Genomic DNA, 20,678 nt, shown 5'->3' with positions numbered 1-20,678 from the left:
GCCCGAATCCCGCTGGAATCGTTTTCAGCAACCCAGCGAACCGGGCAATCCAGACATCCCAGACTCCTCATGGAACAGGCTCGTCGAGCCGAAACCGGAGTCCCGCTGGCCGCGACGGCTGGCCACAGTTCTCTCGATCGTCCTCGTCGTGCCCATGGCGTACGCCATGCCCGCCCACGCCGAACCCCGGCAGGCCCCGCCCGTGCAGAAGGAGACGCCGGTCAAGGGGGAGAAGGTCCCGGTACGCCCGCCGATGGCCGACCCGGTGCAGAAACAGGCGTGGCAGGCGCCACCGGGCGTCTCCTGGCCCAAGCCGCAGACGGCCGAGCTCGGAGGCGCGGGCGCGAAGGCCCAGGCGGCCGGCTTCCCGGTACGGCTGGCCGCCCGGAAGGGCGTGAGCGCGGCGGCCCCGGTGAAGGTCGAGATTCTCGACGCCGAGGCGACCGGCCGGCTGGGCCTGGCGCTGCGCGTCTCGCCCGGCGAGGGGGCCACGGCCAAGGCCGCCGAGGCCAGGACCCGCCTGGAGATCGACTACTCCGGTTTCCGCCACGCGTACGGCGGCGACTACGGAGCCCGGCTCCGGGTCGTCGAGCTGGCGGAGTGCGCCCTCGACGCCAAGGCCACCGGCTGCCCCCAGCCGCAGCCGGTCAAGAGCGAGAACGACACCAAGGCGGGCACGCTGACCGCCGAGGTGGCCACGGCCGGCCTGTACGCCGTGACCGCCGCCGCGTCGGGCCCGTCGGGCGACCACGCCGCCACCGGGCTGGCCCCCTCGGCCAACTGGAGCGTCGGCACCCAGTCGGGCGACTTCAGCTGGACGTACGACATGCGCACGCCTCCCGCGCTGGGCGGCGAGGAGCCGGACCTGTCGCTCGTCTACTCCTCGCAGAGCGTGGACGGCCGTACCGCCTCCACCAACAACCAGCCGTCCTGGGTCGGTGAGGGCTTCGAGCTGAACCCCGGCGGCTACATCGAGCGCCGCTTCAAGTCCTGCATGGTCGACGGGAAGAAGACCGGCGACCTGTGCTGGGACCAGGACAACGCCACCCTGTCGCTCGGCAACTCCTCCATGGAACTGGTCAAGGACGCCGCCACCAGGCAGTGGCGGCCCAAGCGTGACGACGGAACCAGGATCGAGCAGCTCACGGGTGCCACCAACGGCGACAACGACGGCGAGTACTGGCGCGTCACCACCGCCGACGGCACGCAGTACACGTTCGGGCTCAACCGCCTGCCCGGCTGGGTGAGCGGCAAGCCGGAGACGAAGTCTGCGCAGACGGTGCCGGTGTTCGGCAACAACAAGGGCGAGCCGTGCTACTCCGGCACCCCGGCCAACGCCTGGTGCCGGCAGGCGTACCGGTGGAACCTCGACCTCGCGGTGGACCCGCACGGCAACGCCACCAGCTACTGGTACGCCCAGGAGAGCAACTACTACGGCCGCCACATGAAGCCCGAGCAGGGCACCCAGTACGTGCGCGGCGCCTACCTGACCCGCATCGACTACGGCTACCTGAAGGGCGAGCTGTTCACCAGGGCGCCCGCCGCCCGCGTGGTCTTCGACGTGGCCGAGCGCTGCCTGCCCAGCGGCACGGTCACCTGCGCGGCCGACCAGCTGAAGAAGGACACCGCCAAGCACTGGCCGGACGTCCCGTTCGACCAGATCTGCAGCTCGGGGCAGAAGTGCACCGACCGCCTGGCGCCGACGTTCTTCAGCCGCAAGCGGCTGGCCAAGGTCACCACCCAGATCCTCAACGGCTCCGGCCAGTACGCGGCGGTGGACTCCTGGACGCTGGCCCACCAGTTCCCCGCCACCGGCGACGGCATGAGCCCGGCGTTGTGGCTGGCCTCGATCCAGCAGACCGGCCACGTGGGCGGCACGATCACGCTGCCCAAGACCACGTTCATCGGCGTCCAGCTGCCCAACCGGGTCGACTCGGACGAGGGCCGCGCCCCGCTGGTCAAGTGGCGGGTGCAGGCCGTCAACAACGAGTCCGGCGGTGAGCTGCGCGTCCACTACTCGGCAGCCGAGTGCGAGCCCGGCAAGCTGCCCGCCGCCGACAAGAACGACAAACGCTGCTATCCGCAGCGCTGGGCCCCGCCGGACGAGGCCCAGGTCACCGACTGGTTCCACAAGTACGTGGTGACGCAGACCGTCGAGGCGGACCGCGTCGCGGGCTCGCCGAGCGTGGTCACCGACTACGAGTACCTGGGCGGCGCCGGCTGGCGCTACGCCGACAACAACCTCGTCAAACCCGAGCACCGCACCTGGGCCGACTTCCGCGGGTTCGGCCGCGTCCGGGTCCGGCAGGGCGACGGCCAGGACACCGAGCGCGCGCTCACGGAGTTCCGCTACTTCCGCGGCCTGCACGGTGACAGGCAGGCCGACGGCTCCAAGCGCAGCGCGCAGGTCGAGGACACCGAGGGCGGCAAGCTCGACGACCTCGACCAGCTGGCCGGGTTCGAGCGGGAGGAGATCCTTCACGACGGCGACGGCGGGCCCATCCTGACCTCGACCGTCGAGGAGCCGTGGTCGCTGAGGACCGCCGAGTCCACGCAGGGCGGCATCACCAAGACCGCGCACATCGTCGAGGCCAAGTCCATGGTGACCCGGACCGCCCTGGGCGGGGGCAAGTGGCGGCGTACCGGTGAGGAGCGCGCGTACGACGCCAAGGGCCTGCTCACGCAGGTGGAGGAGAAGGGCGACCTGGCCGCCGCCGGCGACGACCAGTGCACCCGCTACACCTACGCCCGCAACGACTCGGCCTGGATGCTCGACTACACCAGCAGGATCCAGAAGGTCGCGGCGAGCTGCGACACCGCCGTGTCCACGCTCTCCGCCGCGGAGGTGATCTCGGACGAGCGGGTGCAGTACGACGGCAAGGCCTTCGGCGAGGCCCCGAGCAAGGGCGACGTGACCCAGGTGCAGCAGCTCGTGTCCGGGGACGGCAAGACGATCACCGACCGCGCGCACACCTACGACGCCTACGGCCGCGAGACCAGCGAGACCGACGCGGCCGGCACCCGATCCGTCACCACCTACGTCCCGGCCGCGGGCGCCCCCGCGACCGAGGTCCGGCAGACCAACCAGCTCGGCCACGTCGAGCGCACCCTCCTCGAACCGGCCTGGGGTGAGCCGGTCACCGAGATCGACGCCAACAACCGCCGCGTCGACATGGAGCACGACGCGCTCGGACGCCTGGTCAAGGTCTGGCAGCCCGACCGCAGCAAGGCCGCCGGGCAGTCGCCCAGCACGGAGTACTCGTACCTGATGCGCAACGACGGCCCCAGCGTCGTCACCACGAAGACGCTGCGCGCCGACGGCGGCTACACGTCCAGCCACGAGCTGTACGACGGCCTGCTGCGCGAGCGCCAGACCCAGGAGCCCGCGCCCCGAGACGACCAGACGGACGACCCCGCGCTGCGTGAGGGCCGCACGATCACCGACACCTTCCACAACTCGCTCGGCGAGCAGCACAAGTCGAACACCGGCTACTTCGCCACCGGGGCGCCCTCCACCGAGCTGCTGGCGGTGGCCGACACCGACGTGCCGACACAGGTCGTGTCGTCGTTCGACGGCTCAGGCGACGTGACCACCCAGGTCCTCAAGGCGAAGGGCGTGGAGAAGTACCGGGTGAGCGCCGAGCAGGAGGGCGACAGGATCCACGTGACGCCGCCGCCGGGCGGCACGGCGACCACCCGCATCGGCGACGCCGAGGACCGCCTGATCGAGCTGCGCCAGTACAAGGGCGCGACCCCGACCGGCGAGTACGAGTCGACGAAGTACACCTACGACCACGCCGGCCGGCTGGCCACGGTGACCGACCCGGCCGGGAACGTGTGGCGCCACCACTACGACATGCGCGGACGGGAGATCAAGACCGAGGACCCCGACAAGGGCGTCACCACGATGACGTACAACGACGCCGACGAGGTCGTGTCGACCACCGACGCGCGCGGCAGGACGCTCTGGTACGTCTACGACGAGCTGGGCCGCAAGAAGGAGCTGCGCGACGGCTCGGCGACCGGCCCGCTGCTGGCCGAGTGGAAGTACGACGGCCTGGCCAAGGGCCACCTGCACGCCACCGTCCGCTACGTGGGCGGGCAGGCGTACAAGGCGGAGATCAACTCCATCGACACCGACTACCGCACGCTGCGCCAGACGGTCACCATCCCTGAGCGTGAGGGCAGGCTGGCCGGCTCCTACCAGCTCAACACCCGCTACACGCTCGACGACCAGGTGCAGTCGGTCAGCTTCCCGGCCGCCGGCGGCCTGGAGGAGGAGTCGGTCGTCTACGGCTACGACGAGCTCGGCCAGCCGGCCAGGGTCACCGGCCTGTCGACGTACGTGAACACGACCCGCTACTCGAAGCTGGGCGAGACCCTGCAGTACGAGCTGGGCTCGGGCAACAAGAAGACCTGGCTCACCTACACCCACGACGAGTCCACCCGCAGGTTGACGAGCATGCGGCTGGACAGGGAGGGCGCCGCCGACACCGATCTGGACCTGAGCTACTCCTACGACGCCGTCGGCAACATCACCAAGATCGCCGAGCGGGCCGGCGGCCAGGACACGCAGTGCTTCACCTACGACCACCTGCGCCGCATGACCTCGGCGTGGACGGCCACCGACGACTGCGCCTCCGGCTCCCCGCGGTCCGGCGCGATCGGCGGTGTGGCCCCGTACGCGGTCAGCTACGCCTACGACGTCACGGGCAACCGGATCAAGGAGACCAAGCACGCCTGGGGCGGCGCGCCCGAGACCGTGCGCACCTCCACCTACCCGAAGCCGGGAGAGCAGCGGCCGCACGCGCTGCTGAGCGCCGGTTCGGACCTGTTCGAGTACGACGCCACCGGCAACACGACCAGGCGCAAGGTCGGCGGCTCTGACCAGACCCTCGTCTGGGACGCCGAGGGCAACCTGGAGTCGGTGACGGAGGCGGGCAAGACGACGTCCTTCGTCTACGACGCGGACGGCGAGCGGTTGATCCGCAGGACGCCGGCGGACGCCACGCTCTACGTCGACGACATGGAGTTGCGCTTCGACTTCGCCAAGGACGCCGTCGAGCAGACCCGCTACTACACCATCAACGACCAGCCCATCGCGGTGCGCACTCCGGACGACCAGGTGTACTTCCTGGTCAACGACCATCAGGGCACCGCGCAGGCGGCGGTCAACGCCGGCAACGGCGACCTGGCCGTACGCAGGCAGACGCCGTTCGGCGAGGACCGGGGCTCGCCGCCGCCATGGTGGCCGGGCCAGCGCGCCTTCGTCGGCGGCACCAAAGATCCGACGACCGGGCTCATCCACCTCGGGGCCCGCGAGTACGACGCGCGCAACGGCCGTTTCCTGTCGGTGGACCCGGTCATCGACGACCTCGACCCGCAGCAGCTCAACGCCTACGCCTACGCCAACAACAGCCCCGTGACGATGAGCGACCCCGACGGCCAGCTGTTCTGGTTCGCGGCCGGCATCGCGGCCCGTCTCGCGATCCGGTGGGCGGCCAGGCGGGCGGCCCAGGCGGCCGCCAGGCGGGCGGCGCTGGCCGCGGCCAGGCGTGAGGCGGCCAGGCGGGCGGCGATCGCGGCGGCCCGGCGCCGTGCCGCGGCGCTGGCGAGGAAGAAGGCCGCGGCGGCGGCCAGGAGGAAGGCGGCTGCCGCGGCGCGCAAGCGGGCGCTGGCGGCGGCGCGCAAACGAGCGGCGGCCAAGGCCAGGAAGGCGAGGGAGGCGGCGGCGCGGCGCCGTGCCGCGGCGGCGGCACGGAGGAAGGCGAGGAAGGAGGCCCGCGAGGCGGCGGCGAGAAGGCGTGCCGCGGCGGCGGCCAGGGCACGGAACAGGCGCGCCGGCCGGGTCCCGCGCGGCATCCAGCGGGCGCGCTCGCGCCCGGCGAGCCGGCCGACGAGCCACCGGTCGACGCAGCGGCAGTCGCCGCCGAAGGTGAACAGGAAGCCGGCCCAGCCACGGCCGAGCCACATCTGGCGCAACGACGGTACGCAGCAGCCGACCCAGTCCTACACGGTCTACGGCAACGGCCGGATGTATCCCCAGGGCCGGCCTCCGTCGAACGTGGGCCGTCCCAGCGGCAGCGGACAGGGTGAGAAGCAGATCTTCAAGCCGGAGAAGATCGAACCGGAGAACACACGGCCTGGCACGATCGCCGAGACGGGCGGTCGGGTCACCCGCTGGATCGACCAGGGCGGCCTGGGAGACGCCCTGGACATCTTCCTCGGCGGCTTCTGATCCTGACCCGGTGCGAGGGCCGGCCCGTGGCTGAGGGCGGCTCTCGCACCGGCCGTACCGCGTCCGTAGAATGAGGTTCGGTTCCCGGGTGGAGGAGGCAGCGTGGGCGCGTTCGATCTCACGGGCAGGCAGGCCTTGGTCACCGGGGCGTCCAGGGGGATAGGGCGGGCCATCGCGCTCGCCTACGCCGAGGCCGGGGCCGACGTGGCGCTCGTTTCCCGGTCGGCCGACGTTCTGGCCGGGACCGGCGAGCAGATCGAGGCGCTCGGCAGGCGCGCGCTCGTCGTCCCCGCCGACCTCACCGACCGCGACGCCGCCGCGGCGGCCGTGGCGGCGGCGATCGACGGCCTCGGCCATCTCGACGTCATCGTCAACAACGCCGGCGGCTCCAACTTCATGGTCGAGTTCAAGGACCTGCGGCTGCGGGGCTGGGACAAGATCATGCGGCTCAACCTCGACACCGCCATGGCCGTCTGCCACGCCGCCGCGCCGCACCTGCTGGAACGGGGTGGCGGCGCGGTCGTCAACGTGGCGTCGATGGCTGCGCTCGGGGCGCCCTTCCTGGCCCCGTACGCCGCGGCCAAGGCCGGGCTGGTGGCGTTGACGAAGACGCTGGCCGTGGAGTGGGCGGCGGCCGGGGTGCGGGTCAACGCCCTGTGCCCGGGGTGGACGGCGACCGACCTCAACCGCAACCTCTGGGAGGACGACGCCGCCAACGCGGCCACGGTGTCGGGCGTGCCCATGCGGCGGTGGGGGACGGCGGAGGAGATGGCGCAGCCGGCGGTGTTCCTGGCGAGCGCGGCGGCGGCGTACATGACGGGGCAGGTGTTGTTCGTCGACGGGGGAGCCACCGCTGTCGCGGGGTAGGTGTGCGACGGAAATATGGCCTTTGGGTGACTCTGGGGTAGTTGAGGGGGAAGCGGTCGGGGTTAACGGGGATATCGTCCTATGACATTGAGTGATTGTCGCCGTGAACCGGGTTACCGTGGGGCCCGTGCAGCTCTATAAGAGATCGGCCGGGACGGGGATCCCGGTGGTCCTGCTCCACGCGTTCCCCCTGTCGTCGGCCATGTGGCTGGCGCAGCGGGAAGGGCTGGCCAAGGTCTGCCGGGTCATCACACCTGACCTGCGGGGCTTCGGCGGTTCGCGGCTGGGCGACGACGAGCCGTCACTCGACCTGATGGCAGACGACGTCGCCGGGCTGCTCGACGATGAGGGCATCGACAGGGCGGTGGTCGGCGGGCTGTCCATGGGCGGCTACGTGACCATGGCCTTCTGCCGCCGGCATCCCGACCGAGTGCTCGGCGCGATACTCGCCGACACCAAGGCGGGCGAGGATCCGCCGGCGGCCAGGGACAACAGGGAGCGCATCGCCAGGGCCGTGCTGGAGGAAGGCAGCGAGGTGCTGGTCAGCGAGGTGCTTCCGGCACTCATCGGGCCGACCACCAAGGAGCGGCGGGCCATGGTGTTCGGGCGGGTCAAGGGGCTGCTGCAGTCGGCTCCGCCGGGCGCCGTCGCCTGGGCGCAACGGGCGATGGCCGCGCGGCCGGCCTCGTTCGAGACGCTGCGGGCGCTGAAGGTGCCGCTGCTCGTCGTGGTGGGAGAGGAGGACGAACTGTCACCACCCGCCGACGCCGAGGAGATGGCCCGCACCGTACCGGAAGGACGGCTGGAGATCATTCCGAAGGCCGGTCACCTGAGCGCGGTGGAGCAGCCGGAGGCCTTCAACACCGCGGTGATGGAGTTTCTCAGGGCGGAACTCGGCGGGCGTGGCTGAGGTCTGGAGGATGCCCCAGGGATCCGGCTCGGCGGGCCTGAGCGCGCGGCTCAGGCCCCGGCCTGGCGGGGCAGCACCACCTCACGGATGATCAGTGAGATCGCCGCCGCGACCGGGATGGCCAGCAGCGCGCCGACGATGCCGAGCAGCGCGCCCCCGAACAACGCGGCGATCACCGTCACGGCCGGCGTCACGTCCACCGAGCGCTTCATCACCCTCGGGTAGATGAAGTAGTTCTCGACCTGCTGGTAGAGCACGAAGAAGACCGCGCACGCGATTCCCGCGGGCACCGACTGCAGCAGCGCGACCCCGCTCACGAACACCGCGCCGATCGTGGCGCCCACCAGCGGCACCAGGTCCAGCATGGCCACCACCAGAGCGAGCGCCAGCGCGTAGTGCACGCCCGCGATCGACAGGAAGATCCAGGCCACCACGCCCGCGATGACCGAGATCAACACATTGCCCGCCACGTAACCGCCGATGCCGGTGAGGATCTCCTCGCTGATCGCACGCGTACGCTGCCGGCGCGAGGCCGGCACCAGCTTGAGCAGGTAGTCCTTGATCGTGTGCAGCGAACCGAGGAAATAGAGCATGAGCACCAGCAGCGTCACCGTGGTGAACACGCCGTTCAGCACCACCAGACCCGCACCCATGATCCCTGTGGCCAGCGACGGCCCGAGCGTGCTCGTCACGAACGTCCGCAACTGCGGGAGGAGCTGGTAGTCGGCGTCGAGCTGGCGCAGCGTCGGATGGCTGCTCAGCTCGGTGATGTAGCCGGGCACCGCCTCGATGAACTCCGACAACTGCTTGCTCACGGGCGGCACCACGGCCAGCCCGAACAACACGAACGCCACGATGACCCCGGTGAAGACGATCGAGATCGAGGCGCGCCTGGCCAGGCCACGGCGCTGCAGGGCCTCCACGGCCGGGTTGAGCCCGACGGCCAGGAACATCGCCACCACGACCAGGATGATCGTACTCATCGAGTTGACCACCATCTGGGCGATCGCGATGGCCGTCAGCACCCCCAGCCCGCCGACCAGCCCGAACAGGAACGGGCCCCGGGCCAGCGGCTTGCCCGGCAACCCGTACGGCTGCGCCCCCGCCTCCCCACCGCGCCCCTCACCCGCATCGCCGTGCCCGACCTCCGCCGACCGCCTTTCGGCCAAGGCGTCGTTCCCGACGGCCACAGGCCGTTCCGCGGCCGCGGTGTCGTAGCCGCCACCCGCGGACGGTCCCTCGGCCGTCACAGAGGAGTGCTGAGGCGTGGGTTCGGTCCCGTCGCCCGCCGGCCGATCCTCGGTGGCGGGTTCGAGCCCGGTGGAGGGCTCGGCCTTGGCGGGCTCGGCGTCTGTGGACATGGGAACTCCATCGGGGGTCGTCGACGTGCCGTGCCGAGCCCGCGCGAGACAGCACGCCTGCCCGGCAACAAAGAGAGAGCCTAGCGACGATCACGCCGCCAGGCTCTCTCAGCCGTCACTCAGCCCCCGTGCGAACTCCGGCTATTCCTGCCACCACTCGGCGTCGTCCTCCGCCTTGGCCTCGGCCTTGGTGGCGGCCTTGGTGGCGGGCGCCGGCACCGGCTCCGCGGAAGAGGCCTCGACCACGGGCGCGGCGATCGCCGGCTTGGCCGGGGCGGCCGCGACCGCGGACTCGTGGGTCTCCTGACCCGGCAGGGCGGCGCCGCCGAGCAACTGGCGCAGCTGAGCCAGGTGGCTGGTGATGCTGTCGCGCTGGCGGGTCAGCTCGTCGACCTGGCGCTGCATCGCCGTGCGGGTGCGCTCGGCTTCGTTCTTCGCCTCGGTGACGATCGTCTCGGCGCTCGACTTGGCGTCGGCCACGATGGTCTCGGCGCTCTTGCGGGCGTTGGCGACGAGCTGCTTGGCGTGCAGGTCGGCCTCGCGGCGGGTCTGGTCGGCCTGCTGGGTCGCCTTCGTGGCCCTCGACTCGGCCGTGGCGGCGCGCTGCTCGGCCTCGGCGACCAGCTTCTGCGTGGCGGCCTGGGCGGAGGCGTGGCGCTCGGCCTCCTGGCGCTCGGCGTCCTCGCGGCGGGCGGCGAGCTGGATCTCGAACTCGGCCTCGTCCTGCGCCCGCTTGGCCTCCGACTCCTCCAGCACCCGCTGGGCCTGCGCGCGCATCTCGTCGGCCTGCCGCTTGGCGGTGGTCAGCACCTCGTCGCGCTCGCGCTTGGTCGAGGCCCGCAGCTGGGCGACCTCGCGCTCGGTGGTGGTGCGGAGCTTGGCGATCTCCCGCTCGGCGTCGGCCCGCTTCTCCGCCACCTCGTGGTCGGCCGTGGCCCGCAGCTTGGCGGCCTCGCGCTCGGTGGTGTTGGTGAGCTCGTCGGCCTCGCGGCGGGCCGTCGAGCGGATCTCCTCGGCATCCCGCTCAGCGGAGGTGCGCATCTCGTCGGTCTCGCGCGTGGCCTGGGCGCGCTTGTCGGCGGCCTCGGCCTCGGCGGCGGCCCGCAGGTCGGCGGCCTCTACCTTGGCGGCGGCCTTGATCTCGTTGGCCTCGGACCTGGCGGCCTGCACGAGCTCGGTGGCCTGCTCCTCGGCCAGGCGGAGCAGCTGCTCGATGCGGGCGCCGAGACCGGAGTAGGTCGGGCGCTCCTGCTCCTGCAGCTGGCGCTGGGAGTCGGACAGATCGCGCTGCAGGCCGGCAACCTGCTCACGCGCCTGGCGTAGCTCTCCGTCGACCTGCTTCAAGTGATCATGGACCTGGTGCCGGTCGTAACCACGGAGCACCACGTCGAACTCGCGCGCTGGGGCGTCCTCGAAAAAGTTGTTGAGCTGGGCGTCGATGTCGGACTGCATGGAGGCTCGATCCTGGGTTGTCGAGACGGCTACACGGGCCGGACGGGGGGTTCGGGGCATCCGATCCAGGAGCCTGTGCCTCGCGGCAGGCTCCATGTCCGGTGGAAGGTCAAGCGTACTCCGCTGGTGCCACCTGCGAAGCCCCGTCCAACTTTCTGCGTGACTAGTTACATATGCACGTTTTTGGGGTTTTCTAGCGTCTGGCCGCCTGAACCAACTCGGTCAGCATTCCGCCCACGTCTTTGGGATGCAGGAACGCGATCCGGGAGTCCATCGACCCGTGTCTGGGACGCTCGTCCAGGAGCCTCACTCCTCTCTCGCTGATCTTACCCATGGCGTCCGTCACATCTTGTACGCCGAATGCCACGTGATGGACGCCCTCGCCACGCTTGGCGAGGAATTTTCCCACAGGGGAGTCCTCGGTGAGAGGCTCCAGGAGCTGAATGTAGGAGCCCCCGCCTTCGCCGTCGGAGATGTGCAACATGGCCTCCTTGACACCTTGCTCCTCGTTGACCTCGCGAGCAACAACCGTCAGGTCGAATGTGTCAGAAAAGAGACTGATCTGCTCTTCGAGGTCACGGCAGGCGATACCGATGTGGTCGATCCGCAGGAACATATGTGGCCCACCTCCATAGCGAACGGTCACCTACTCGTGGGTATGGTGTCAAAGAACCAGATGGCGAGCACAGGAGGCCCGTGTCCATGTCCAGTTCCGTCATCGTCGCCGGAGCTCGCACCCCCATCGGCAAACTGCTGGGCGCCCTGTCCGGGCTGACCGCCGTCGACCTGGGGGGCATCGCCATCAAGGCGGCGCTCGAACGGGCGGGAGTGGCGCCCGAATCGGTGGAATACGTGATCATGGGCCAGGTCCTCCAGGCCGGCGCCGGCCAGATCCCCTCCCGCCAGGCCGCCGTCAAGGCAGGCATCCCCATGACCGTCCCCTCGCTCACCGTCAACAAGGTCTGCCTGTCGGGCCTCGACGCCATCGCCCTGGCCGACCAGCTCATCAGAGCGGGCGAGTTCGACGTCGTGGTGGCCGGTGGCATGGAGTCGATGACCAACGCCCCCCACCTGCTGCCCGGGCTGCGCAAGGGCGTCAAGTACGGCGGCGCCGACGTGGTCGACTCCATGGCCCACGACGGCCTGTTCTGCGCATTCGACCAGTGCGCGATGGGCGAGTCCACCGAGCGCCACAACGCCAGGCTGGGCATCGGCCGCGAGCGGCAGGACGCCCTGTCGGCCCGCTCGCACCAGCTCGCCGCCGCCGCCATCAAGAACGGCGTCTTCGAGGACGAGATCGTCCCCGTGCAGATCCCGCAGCGGCGCGGTGAGCCGGTCGTCGTCAAGGACGACGAGGGCGTACGCGGCGACACGACCGTGGAGACGCTGGCCAAGCTGCGCCCGGCCTTCGCCGCCGACGGCACCATCACCGCCGGTTCCGCCTCCCAGATCTCCGACGGCGCCTGCGCCGTGGTCGTCATGTCGAAGTCGAGGGCCGAGGAGCTGGGCCTGCCGTGGCTGGCCGAGATCGGCAGGCACGGCAACGTGGCGGGCCCCGACGCCTCCCTCCAGTCCCAGCCCGCGAACGCCATCAAGCAGGCCATGGCCAAGCAGGGCGTGACGGCCGGCGACCTGGACCTCGTGGAGATCAACGAGGCCTTCGCCAGCGTGGTCCTGCAGTCGGCCGAAGAACTCGGCATCCCGCTGGACAAGGTGAACGTCAACGGCGGCGGCATCGCCCTCGGCCACCCGATCGGGGCGTCCGGGGCTCGGATCGTGCTGTCGCTGGCGTACGAACTGAAGCGGCGAGGCGGCGGTCTGGGAGTGGCGGGCCTGTGCGGTGGCGGCGGCCAGGGAGACGCGCTGCTCATCCGCGTCCCATAGGCGGCTTGCCGGAACGCAAGGTCCTCGCATCGGGGGACGGCACACGCCATCCGTAGCGGCAACCCGTCAGTCACCAGGAGGCCGTCTGCCTACGCGGTTGCCCTGATGTGTGGCAGTCGCCGGTGCTTCAGGGCGGTTGGCATACGCCTGAAACGGGCTGTGGGCGCTCCCGTGTCGACGTTGCCCTGGTGTTTCAGGGCACAGCTAGTCACCGTTCGAGGTGGCCATGCCGCGAGCGATGGCGTTGATCGTGGCGTCGAGCACGGCGTCGTGGGTGTCGCCGTACATGTGCTGGTTCATGGCGATCAGCCCGATGGTGCCCATCACGCCCATCACGATTTCGGGCTCGACATCCCTGGTGATCACCCCCTGGGCCTGCCCTTTGGCGATGTACTCCAGCAGCGGGGCCATGATGTACGGCGTGACGCGGGCGATCTCGTGTGCGCCGATCCGTCTGGACACTGCCTGGAGCTCGTCAGGATGGGTGAACAACCGCCGGTAGAACGGATCCTCGGTCAGCACGGTCGTCATCGCTCGCATCACCTCTACCAGGGATTCCACGCTCGGAGGACGGAGGAACACGGCACTGTGCCGTTCGGCGATGAGCGGGGCCCGGCGGATCATGACCTCCTTGTAGAGGGTCTCTTTGGAGTCGAAGAAGGCGTAGAAGCTGGCCTTGGAGATCCCGGCCGGCGCGACCAACTCCTCCAGGGAGGTCTTTTTCAGCCCCTGGGATGCATACAGTCGTTCGGCGGCATCCAGCAGGCTGGCGGTGATCCGCGCCCGCTCCTCGGCAGTGAAAGCGACAGCCACGATATTTACCTATGTCCAATCGGGATATTGGGCTACAGCTTAGCGGGCTCCGGTCGCCTCGCTGCACGTGAACCCGTGCGCCGACAGCAGGCGGGAACGGCAAGTGAGTGGCCGATGAGCGCCGAAGGCGTCACCGGCCACGGGGATCGATCAGGCTGGCGCCGACGCCTACTGCACGGTGCCGGCCCGCTTCTGCTCCTCATACAGCACGCCGAACCGGTCGATGCGCCAGAGCTGGCCCATTGCCATCAGCGTGGCGCCGAAGGCGGTCGGCCAGATCTCAAGTGAGACGAGCCCGTAGGCGATCAGCGAGATTGAGGCCGGGCCGCCCACCACGATCAGCAGGCGCTGGATTCGGCGATGATCGGCCGTGACCGGCCACTTATTGGGTTACATGGCTAGCACGCTCCTGCCCTCCCGGAAGCCAAGCCGGGCTCTCGCCCTGCCGCACCGGCCGGGGCAAGGTCGCCGTCCAGCACCCACAGCGCCCGGTTCCGGCTCGTGCTCCCGGCGCAAGCGCGTCGATCACGACGGAAACGTTCACGACGATCATTGCGCTGTCACCATCCGAAACGCGGACTCTGTTGCCCCGCGCGTGCGCGCGGCCAGGGCCTCCCGCACCGGCTCGGGCACGTCTCGGATCTGGATCGTGACTGACAGGCATGCGTCATATGGACGCACGCACCGCCTGACGGGCCCCGGACAGCGCGATGCCCCGGTCCGAACAGGAATTGGACCGGGGCGCCGTAACGCACTGCTCAGGCCCTCACCAGGAATTCGAGGGCCCGGGCACGCCCCCTCAAGGGGGCTGTTCAGCCCGGCCGCGAGGGAGGCTGCGGCCGGGCTGCTTGTGGGCGGTCATGAGGCCAGGAACCTGGCGAGGGCCGAGCGGTGGCGGCGCTCGCCCCGCGGGCCCCTGCGCGCCTCCATGACCCGCCGCTGCTCGGAGGCGGCGCGGCGCAGCTCAGACGCGCGGTGCTGCATCACGGTGTATTCGAGTTCGGCGTTCATCCGAGTGCTCCTCTGCTTCGTTGCCTGCACTCTCAAGATTCGTCCTAAGGCCCTCCCCGCCACATCGGGCGGATGCCTTATCTCCGGACGCGGGCAGGTACTTAAGAGGGTGAACGCGCGGCTAAGGCCCACTGAGGGGTGCTTACGGCTCGCCGGTGAACTCGACCGTCACCTTCGTGAACCCGAGCGACTTGAGCATGCCCGACAACATCGCCTTGGTGTTGACGTCGGCCCTGGCGCGCAGGTCACTGGCCACGGCGGCCTCGGTGATCTTCTTCTCGGCCAGCAGGTAGAGCTCCCGCTGGTCGCTCGGCGAGCCCGACAGGAAATCCTGCACCCGGTCGAACAGACCCCGCTGGTGCGCGAACACGTAGGAGCGGCCGTTGTCCAGGTTGGGCTTCTCGAGCTGGGCGTGCGGCAGGCGGATGGTCGCCTGTGTACGGTCCGGCGAGACGGTGACCGCGTTGGTGCCCATGGCGGAGAAGTCGACGTACGCGTCCACGCCGCCCGCCCCGACGAACAACGTACGGGTGCCCTTGATGGCGTCGGGCAGGAAGCCGGCGTCCTTCTCCAGGTCCACGACCACCTGGAAGGTGCCGGTCGCCGCCTCGAAGCGGCTCATGTCCTTGATGGACTGCAGCAGCGCCGGCTGGCTGCGGTCGATGGTCCGCCCGCCGAACGGGTCGAGCCACGACCAGGCCAGGCGGCCGCCCACCACGAGCAGGACCGCCAGCACCAGGAACGCGGCGAGATATCGCCACCTGCGGCGCCGCCCGGGAGTCACCTCGGGCAGCGTCGTACGCGAAGTCGTCATGGCAGCATGAGTACCCGCCTGGCGATCACCATCGCCAGCCGATCGGTGACATCTCCGGTTCTTTCGCGTCAGCGGACCTGTACGCGACCGCGACCGCGGGCGCCGACGTGAGCGTCGCGTCCGGAGAGGACGCCCCCGGCACCCGCTCCGGAGGTGAGGCGCTCGCGCCGGGGGCGGAGGACGCCGCCGGGGTGCCGTCGGCGTCGGGGTAGACGGGATAGACGTGGCTCGACGAGGGCGTGGGGCGTACGGGCGAGGGCGCCACCTGCGCATGGGCGGGCCCGCCGCCGAAGTGGGTGCCGGCCAGGCGGCAGCTCTGGAAGTCGCTGTAGAACATCCGCAGCCACTCCCTGCGCTGGTGCTCGGTCAGGCCCGAGAACCAGGACGCCGCGTACTGGTGCTCGGGCAGCGGCCCTCCGGGCAGCGGCTCGCCGCGCAGCCACGCCATCACGATCTCCCTGTAGCCGTCCGCGACCGTGCCGGGGCACCGGGCGGCCAGCGACTCGATGTACTCGTACGCCGCCTCCTCCGCGAACCCCGCGGACAGGTCGGGCACGTGGATCGGCGCGAGCCCGTTGGACGGTTTCAGCTCGTCGTCCAGCGGCCGCTGCTCCACCCGCGTGAACGCGGCAGGCGTGCCCGCCAGCCTGGAGGCGATCTGCGTGAACGACGCCCCCAGCTCGGTCAGCCCCGCCCGCATGCCCGGATGCACGCACACCGTGATCGGCCACTCCTGGCAGCTGTAGGCGATCTCCTCGGCGGCGGCCGGCTTGGAGTGGGTCAGGACGCGCGAGACGCCCATCCCCGCGGCCAGCACGGCCAGCAGCGCGCACGCCAGCACCAGAGCCTGCCTGGTCACCAGCGCCGCCCAGCCGAGCAGCAGCGCCGCCGTGAGGCCGAGCAGCCAGATCGTCTGGTCGAAGAACGCGGCCCCGCTCAACCCCTGGAACAGGTCGTACGGCTCCCCGGTGCCCGGCGCCAGCTTGTCGGCCCACCCGCGGTCGTCGGCCAGCCACGAGAACACCCCATAACAGGCGAGGCCGGCGACCGGCGGGGTGAAGGGGTGCGGCAGCACCCAGCCGGCCACCCACCCGATCACGGAGTAAAGGGCCAGCCCCGCCATGCCCATGCCGAGGCCCGCCAGGCTCAGCCGGCCCGCCTGGTCGGTGAGGACGGTCTTGACGGCCAGCACCAGCACGGTCGCACCGAACGACCCCAGCACCACCACCACGATCGCCAGCGGTGCCTTGAGCGCCCTCCACGTCGTGAGCGAACGCCCGCGCAGTGCCTTGCGCTTGCGCAACGCCACCCACGCGGCGAAGGCCGCGGCGACCGGCCCGGTCAGCCGGAGCGATCCGATGACCGCCGCCACGATGTTCTCCCAGGCGTCGACGCCGGGTATCAGGACGTTCCACGCTGCGACCAGGCCGACAGCGAGCAGCACGGCCACAGTGACGGCCGCGCTCTGCTTCAGCTCCTCCCGTGAAACGCCCCCGTGCTCACGCACCCGTTTTCCCGTTGAAGTTCATCAAGCACCCCCCGTGCCCCTCGGCAAGGCGGAAACGATCAGTCCGGCCGGTCCCCACAGGCTGATGGACTTGGCGTCCGCGTCACCATTCGTAGGAGAACCATAACTGAGCGTGATGATTGATGTCCGGACTCTTGGCCAAGCGGAGAGGCCTGTCGCTGGGAGTAGCCAGACGAACCGGGACGACCGGCGCGCTACCGTATCGCTGTGACGCAGCCCAAGCCTCTCAACCTGCCGTTCGACCCGATCGACCGCGCCGCGGAGAGCTGGCGGGCCCACTTCGGTCCGTCCGCGGCCATGGCCGCGGTGACGTCGATCATGCGAGCGCACCAGATCCTGCTGTCGCAGCTCGACGCGCTGCTCAAGCCCTACGGCCTGACCTTCGCGCGGTACGAGGCGCTCGTGCTGCTGACGTTCAGCAGGACGGGGGCGCTGCCCTTGTCAAAAATCGGGGAAAGGTTGATGGTCCACCCCACCAGCGTCACGAACACGGTGGACAGGCTGGAGAAGTCCGGGTTCGTCCGGCGCTTGCCCAATCCCCGTGACGGGCGCGGCGTGCTCGCCGAGATCACCGAGCCGGGGCGCGACGTCGTACGCCGGGCCACCGGCGACCTGACGGCGGCCGAGTTCGGCCTGTCGATGTACGCCGAGGACGAACTCCAGGCGATGTTCGACCATTTGCGCACCCTTCGGGTGGCGGCTGGTGACTTCGCCGGGTCGTCGATGCGGCAAGATGAGGAGCATGGCGGACTTCTCTAAACCCGGGTCGCTCTACGGAGCCGTGGACCTGGGCGCGCGCAAGCAGGCACTGGAGGCTCAGGCACGGCGGGAGGCCGCAGGTCCCCAGGCGGCCGCGGCCTCCGTCGTCGATGTGACCGAGGAGACGTTCACGAGTGACGTCATCGACAAGTCGATGACGTTGCCCGTCGTGCTCGACCTCTGGTCGCCGAGGTCCCCGGGCAGCGTCCAGCTCAGCCCGGTGCTGGAGAAGGTGGTCGGCGACCTCGGCGGCAAGGCCGTGCTGGCCAAGGTCAACGTCGACGCCAGCCCGCAGATAGCGCAGGCGCTGCGCGTCCAGGCCGTGCCGACCGTGCTGGCGATCTTCCAGGGCCAGGCCGTGACCGGTTTCCAGCAGGTGCTGCCCGAGCAGGAGGTGCGGCGCTGGCTCGACGAGCTGATGGGCGCGGTCGAGCAGTTCTACCAGGCCAATCCCGACGCCCGGCCCGCCGAGGCCGGCGAGCCGGCCGAGCAGGAGGAGCAGTCCGGGCCTCCCACCGACCCCGACATGGCGGCGGCCGAGCAGGCGATCGACCGCGGCGACTTCGACGCGGCCATCGAGGCCTACCAGCGGCTGCTGGCCCGCGCGCCGGGCAACGAGGACGCGAAGATGGGGCTGGCCGGGGTCGCGCTGCTCAAGCGCACGTCCGAGGCCGACCCCGCCGACGTCCAGCGGCGCGCGCAGGAGGACCCGGCAGACCTCGACGCGCAGCTGCTCGCGGCCGACTTCGAGATGATGTCGGGCGCGATCGACCAGGCGTTCGAGCGCGTCATCGCCGTGGTCAAGCGCACCTCGGGCGACGAGCGCGACAAAGCCAGGCGGCATCTGCTCGGTTTGTTCGAGGCTTTGCCGGCCGAAGACCCATCCTTGGCCAAAGCGCGTAGAGCGTTGGCGAGTGCACTGTTCTAACCTGAATTCATGCGGGTCGTCACCATATCGGCGACATACGGCACGGCCGGCAGCCAGATCGGCCCGGCCGCGGCCGAGCGCCTCGGCGTGCCCTTCATCGACCGCGCGATCCCCAGTGCCGTCGCCGAGGAGTTGGGCTGCACGCTGGAGGAGGCGCTGGCCCACGACGACCGGGCCGAGCACGGCATCGGCCGGCTCTTCTCCGGGGCGATGCGGCTGCCCACGGTGACGTTCGGCGGCGTCGACATGTATGTTCCGGGCGCGATGCCCCTGGCGCCCGAGGAGTTCGTCAGCCGCACCGAGCGCGTGCTCAAGGAGACCGCGCGCCTGCAGGGCGGCGTGTTCCTGGGCAGGGCGGGGGCGCTGGTGCTGGGCGACCACCCCGGCGCGCTGCACGTGCGGCTGGACGCCCCTCTGACCCGCAGGGTGCGGCAGACGGCCACGCTGGGGCAGCTCAGCGAGCGCGAGGCCCGGCAGATCATCGAGGACAACGACCGGGCGCGGAGCGCCTATGTGCGCCACTTCTACCGCACCGACCCGGCCGACGCCCGGCTCTACCACCTGGTGATCGACAGCACCACCATTCCCGTGGCCACGTGTGTCGAACTGATCGTCATGGCCTCCGAGGCGCGGGATTGACCGGATGACCTCTAACATGGATGCATTCTTGGTCAGTCCCGAAGGAGCGATTGACGTGGCGACCGTCCCCAGTGTGTCGTACTCCATCACCGTGCGCCTCGAGGTGCCCGCAGGTGGCAACGCCGTGAGTCTGCTCACGCACGCCGTAGAGTCGGCAGGGGGTGTCGTGACCGCCCTCGACGTCACCAACGCGGGTCACGAGAAGCTGCGCATCGACGTGACCTGCGCCGCCAGGGACACCGATCACGCCCAGGCCATCGTCGACCAGCTCGAGGCGATCGAGGGCGTTGTCATCCACAAGGTGTCCGACCGCACCTTCCTCATGCACCTCGGCGGCAAGATCGAGATGGTGTCGAAGGTGCCGCTGCGCAACCGTGACGAGCTGTCCATGGCCTACACGCCCGGTGTTGCGCGCGTGTCCATGGCGATCGCGCGCAACAAGGAGGACGCGCGGCGCCTGACCATCAAGCGCAACACCGTGGCGGTCGTCACCGACGGCTCCGCCGTGCTGGGGCTGGGCAACATCGGGCCCGAGGCGGCGCTGCCCGTCATGGAGGGCAAGGCGGCGCTGTTCAAACGGTTCGCGGGCATCGACGCCTGGCCGATCTGCCTGGACACGCAGGACGTCGACGAGATCGTGCGCACGGTGCAGGTGATCGCGCCGGGGTTCGGCGGGATCAACCTGGAGGACATCGGCGCGCCGCGCTGCTTCGAGGTGGAGCGGCGGCTGCGCGAGCTGCTCGACATCCCGGTCTTCCACGACGACCAGCACGGCACGGCGATCTGCGTGCTGGCGGCGCTTACCAACGCCCTGCGGGTGGTCGACAAGAACATCGAAAACGTCAAGATCACCATGGCGGGCGCGGGGGCGGCGGGCTACGCCGTGCTGCGGCTGCTGCTGGCGGCCGGGGCGCGCAACGTGATCGTGTGCGACTACCTCGGGGCCGTGCACAAGGGGCGCGATGACCTCGACGACTCGCTGCGCTGGATGGCCGACAACACCAACGCCGAGGGCTACGCGGGCGACCTGCGGGGCGCGGTGAAGGACGCCGACGTCTTCGTGGGCGTCTCCGCGCCCGGCATCCTGACCGGCGACGACATCGCCTCGATGGCTGAGGACCCGGTCGTGTTCGCGCTGGCCAACCCCGAGCCGGAAGTGTCGCCCGACGACGCCCGCGAGCACGCCGCCGTGGTGGCCACCGGGCGCTCCGACTACCCCAACCAGATCAACAACGTGCTGGCCTTCCCGGGGGTCTTCCGCGGCCTGCTCGACGCTCAGGCGTCCGTCGTGACGGAGGAGATGTTGCTGGCCGCCGCGGGCGCGCTCGCCGCCGTCGTCACGCCCGAGGAGCTGGGGCCCAACTACATCGTCCCGAGCGTCTTCCACCCCGACGTGGCCACCGCCGTCGCCGCCGCCGTCCGCGAGTCGGCCGGCGGGCGCGCGCGGGGCTTCACCGAAGCATAAGATCATCTT

General features: G+C 70.3%; 15 protein-coding genes and 1 pseudogene. 8 read left to right on the top strand and 8 right to left on the bottom strand.

Going from position 1 to position 20,678, the window contains the following annotated elements:
• The first annotated feature begins 154 nt into the window (after nucleotides 1-154).
• From E1267_RS09640 to E1267_RS09630, 3 genes are all read left to right on the top strand, one after another.
• On the top strand, nucleotides 155-6,238 hold the full coding sequence (locus E1267_RS09640; RefSeq protein ID WP_246063670.1) for an RHS repeat-associated core domain-containing protein: 6,084 nt from the start codon (nucleotides 155-157) through the stop codon (nucleotides 6,236-6,238).
• Nucleotides 6,239-6,340: 102 nt separating this feature from the next.
• Nucleotides 6,341-7,105 (top strand): SDR family NAD(P)-dependent oxidoreductase, encoded by a 765-nt coding sequence (locus E1267_RS09635; protein ID WP_132331934.1) that lies wholly within the window; start codon nucleotides 6,341-6,343, stop codon nucleotides 7,103-7,105.
• A 127-nt stretch (nucleotides 7,106-7,232) separates the two neighbouring features.
• Entirely contained in the window at nucleotides 7,233-8,015 is a 783-nt protein-coding gene (locus E1267_RS09630; protein WP_165959534.1) for an alpha/beta fold hydrolase, read from the top strand.
• Nucleotides 8,016-8,065: 50 nt separating this feature from the next.
• On the opposite strand, the gene E1267_RS09625 is transcribed toward E1267_RS09630, so the two are convergent.
• From E1267_RS09625 to mce, 3 genes are all read right to left on the bottom strand, one after another.
• Nucleotides 8,066-9,376, bottom strand: a complete 1,311-nt coding sequence (locus E1267_RS09625; protein ID WP_246063663.1) for an AI-2E family transporter — start codon at nucleotides 9,374-9,376, stop codon at nucleotides 8,066-8,068.
• Between the two features lie 141 nt (nucleotides 9,377-9,517).
• Nucleotides 9,518-10,828, bottom strand: coding sequence for a DivIVA domain-containing protein (locus E1267_RS09620; protein WP_132331933.1), 1,311 nt, complete (start codon nucleotides 10,826-10,828; stop codon nucleotides 9,518-9,520).
• 193 nt (nucleotides 10,829-11,021) lie between these two features.
• Nucleotides 11,022-11,444 (bottom strand): methylmalonyl-CoA epimerase, encoded by a 423-nt coding sequence (gene mce, locus E1267_RS09615; RefSeq protein WP_132331931.1) that lies wholly within the window; start codon nucleotides 11,442-11,444, stop codon nucleotides 11,022-11,024.
• 86 nt (nucleotides 11,445-11,530) lie between these two features.
• On the opposite strand from mce, the gene E1267_RS09610 reads away from it, so the two are divergent.
• Nucleotides 11,531-12,712 carry an acetyl-CoA C-acetyltransferase gene (locus E1267_RS09610; RefSeq protein ID WP_132331930.1) on the top strand — a complete coding sequence of 394 codons (1,182 nt, stop codon included), beginning with the start codon at nucleotides 11,531-11,533 and terminating at the stop codon, nucleotides 12,710-12,712.
• 204 nt (nucleotides 12,713-12,916) lie between these two features.
• Here E1267_RS09610 and E1267_RS09605 read toward each other — a convergent pair whose 3' ends face one another.
• The 5 genes and pseudogenes from E1267_RS09605 to E1267_RS09595 form a co-directional block, all read right to left on the bottom strand.
• Nucleotides 12,917-13,525, bottom strand: coding sequence for a TetR/AcrR family transcriptional regulator (locus E1267_RS09605; RefSeq protein ID WP_165959533.1), 609 nt, complete (start codon nucleotides 13,523-13,525; stop codon nucleotides 12,917-12,919).
• A gap of 168 nt (nucleotides 13,526-13,693) precedes the next feature.
• Nucleotides 13,694-13,894 (bottom strand): annotated as a pseudogene (locus tag E1267_RS44185) (hypothetical protein); the annotation flags it as partial.
• A 489-nt stretch (nucleotides 13,895-14,383) separates the two neighbouring features.
• Nucleotides 14,384-14,536, bottom strand: coding sequence for a hypothetical protein (locus E1267_RS44180; RefSeq protein ID WP_165959531.1), 153 nt, complete (start codon nucleotides 14,534-14,536; stop codon nucleotides 14,384-14,386).
• A gap of 142 nt (nucleotides 14,537-14,678) precedes the next feature.
• Nucleotides 14,679-15,350 (bottom strand): DUF4230 domain-containing protein, encoded by a 672-nt coding sequence (locus E1267_RS09600; protein ID WP_132331926.1) that lies wholly within the window; start codon nucleotides 15,348-15,350, stop codon nucleotides 14,679-14,681.
• Nucleotides 15,351-15,375: 25 nt separating this feature from the next.
• Nucleotides 15,376-16,857 (bottom strand): hypothetical protein, encoded by a 1,482-nt coding sequence (locus E1267_RS09595; protein WP_181957772.1) that lies wholly within the window; start codon nucleotides 16,855-16,857, stop codon nucleotides 15,376-15,378.
• A gap of 228 nt (nucleotides 16,858-17,085) precedes the next feature.
• Between E1267_RS09595 and E1267_RS09590 the strand changes: the two genes are divergently transcribed.
• The 4 genes from E1267_RS09590 to E1267_RS09575 are packed head-to-tail and all read left to right on the top strand — an operon-like array spanning nucleotide 17,086 to nucleotide 20,669.
• Nucleotides 17,086-17,637: a MarR family winged helix-turn-helix transcriptional regulator gene (locus E1267_RS09590; protein ID WP_132331924.1), complete on the top strand. Its 552-nt coding sequence runs from the start codon at nucleotides 17,086-17,088 to the stop codon at nucleotides 17,635-17,637.
• Nucleotides 17,621-18,565 (top strand): tetratricopeptide repeat protein, encoded by a 945-nt coding sequence (locus E1267_RS09585; RefSeq protein ID WP_132331923.1) that lies wholly within the window; start codon nucleotides 17,621-17,623, stop codon nucleotides 18,563-18,565. Before E1267_RS09590 ends, E1267_RS09585 begins: the two co-directional genes overlap by 17 nt.
• A gap of 9 nt (nucleotides 18,566-18,574) precedes the next feature.
• Nucleotides 18,575-19,204 (top strand): cytidylate kinase-like family protein, encoded by a 630-nt coding sequence (locus E1267_RS09580; protein WP_132331921.1) that lies wholly within the window; start codon nucleotides 18,575-18,577, stop codon nucleotides 19,202-19,204.
• Between the two features lie 55 nt (nucleotides 19,205-19,259).
• Nucleotides 19,260-20,669: an NAD-dependent malic enzyme gene (locus E1267_RS09575; protein ID WP_132331919.1), complete on the top strand. Its 1,410-nt coding sequence runs from the start codon at nucleotides 19,260-19,262 to the stop codon at nucleotides 20,667-20,669.
• Nucleotides 20,670-20,678: the final 9 nt, after the last annotated feature.

Source organism: Nonomuraea longispora (assembly GCF_004348345.1).
Taxonomy (GTDB): Bacteria; Actinomycetota; Actinomycetes; order Streptosporangiales; family Streptosporangiaceae; genus Nonomuraea; species Nonomuraea longispora.
This window is presented reverse-complemented; position numbering and strand designations above follow the sequence as displayed.

Excerpts from the sequence above, each read along its gene's own strand:
- E1267_RS44180 (WP_165959531.1), bottom strand. The coding sequence starts at position 14,536 with ATGAACGCCGAACTCGAATACACCGTGATGCAGCACCGCGCGTCTGAG.
- E1267_RS09580 (WP_132331921.1), top strand. The coding sequence starts at position 18,575 with ATGCGGGTCGTCACCATATCGGCGACATACGGCACGGCCGGCAGCCAG.
- E1267_RS09625 (WP_246063663.1), bottom strand. The coding sequence starts at position 9,376 with ATGTCCACAGACGCCGAGCCCGCCAAGGCCGAGCCCTCCACCGGGCTC.
- E1267_RS09620 (WP_132331933.1), bottom strand. The coding sequence starts at position 10,828 with ATGCAGTCCGACATCGACGCCCAGCTCAACAACTTTTTCGAGGACGCC.
- E1267_RS09610 (WP_132331930.1), top strand. The coding sequence starts at position 11,531 with ATGTCCAGTTCCGTCATCGTCGCCGGAGCTCGCACCCCCATCGGCAAA.
- E1267_RS09600 (WP_132331926.1), bottom strand. The coding sequence starts at position 15,350 with ATGACGACTTCGCGTACGACGCTGCCCGAGGTGACTCCCGGGCGGCGC.
- E1267_RS09585 (WP_132331923.1), top strand. The coding sequence starts at position 17,621 with ATGGCGGACTTCTCTAAACCCGGGTCGCTCTACGGAGCCGTGGACCTG.
- E1267_RS09640 (WP_246063670.1), top strand. The coding sequence starts at position 155 with ATGGCGTACGCCATGCCCGCCCACGCCGAACCCCGGCAGGCCCCGCCC.
- mce (WP_132331931.1), bottom strand. The coding sequence starts at position 11,444 with ATGTTCCTGCGGATCGACCACATCGGTATCGCCTGCCGTGACCTCGAA.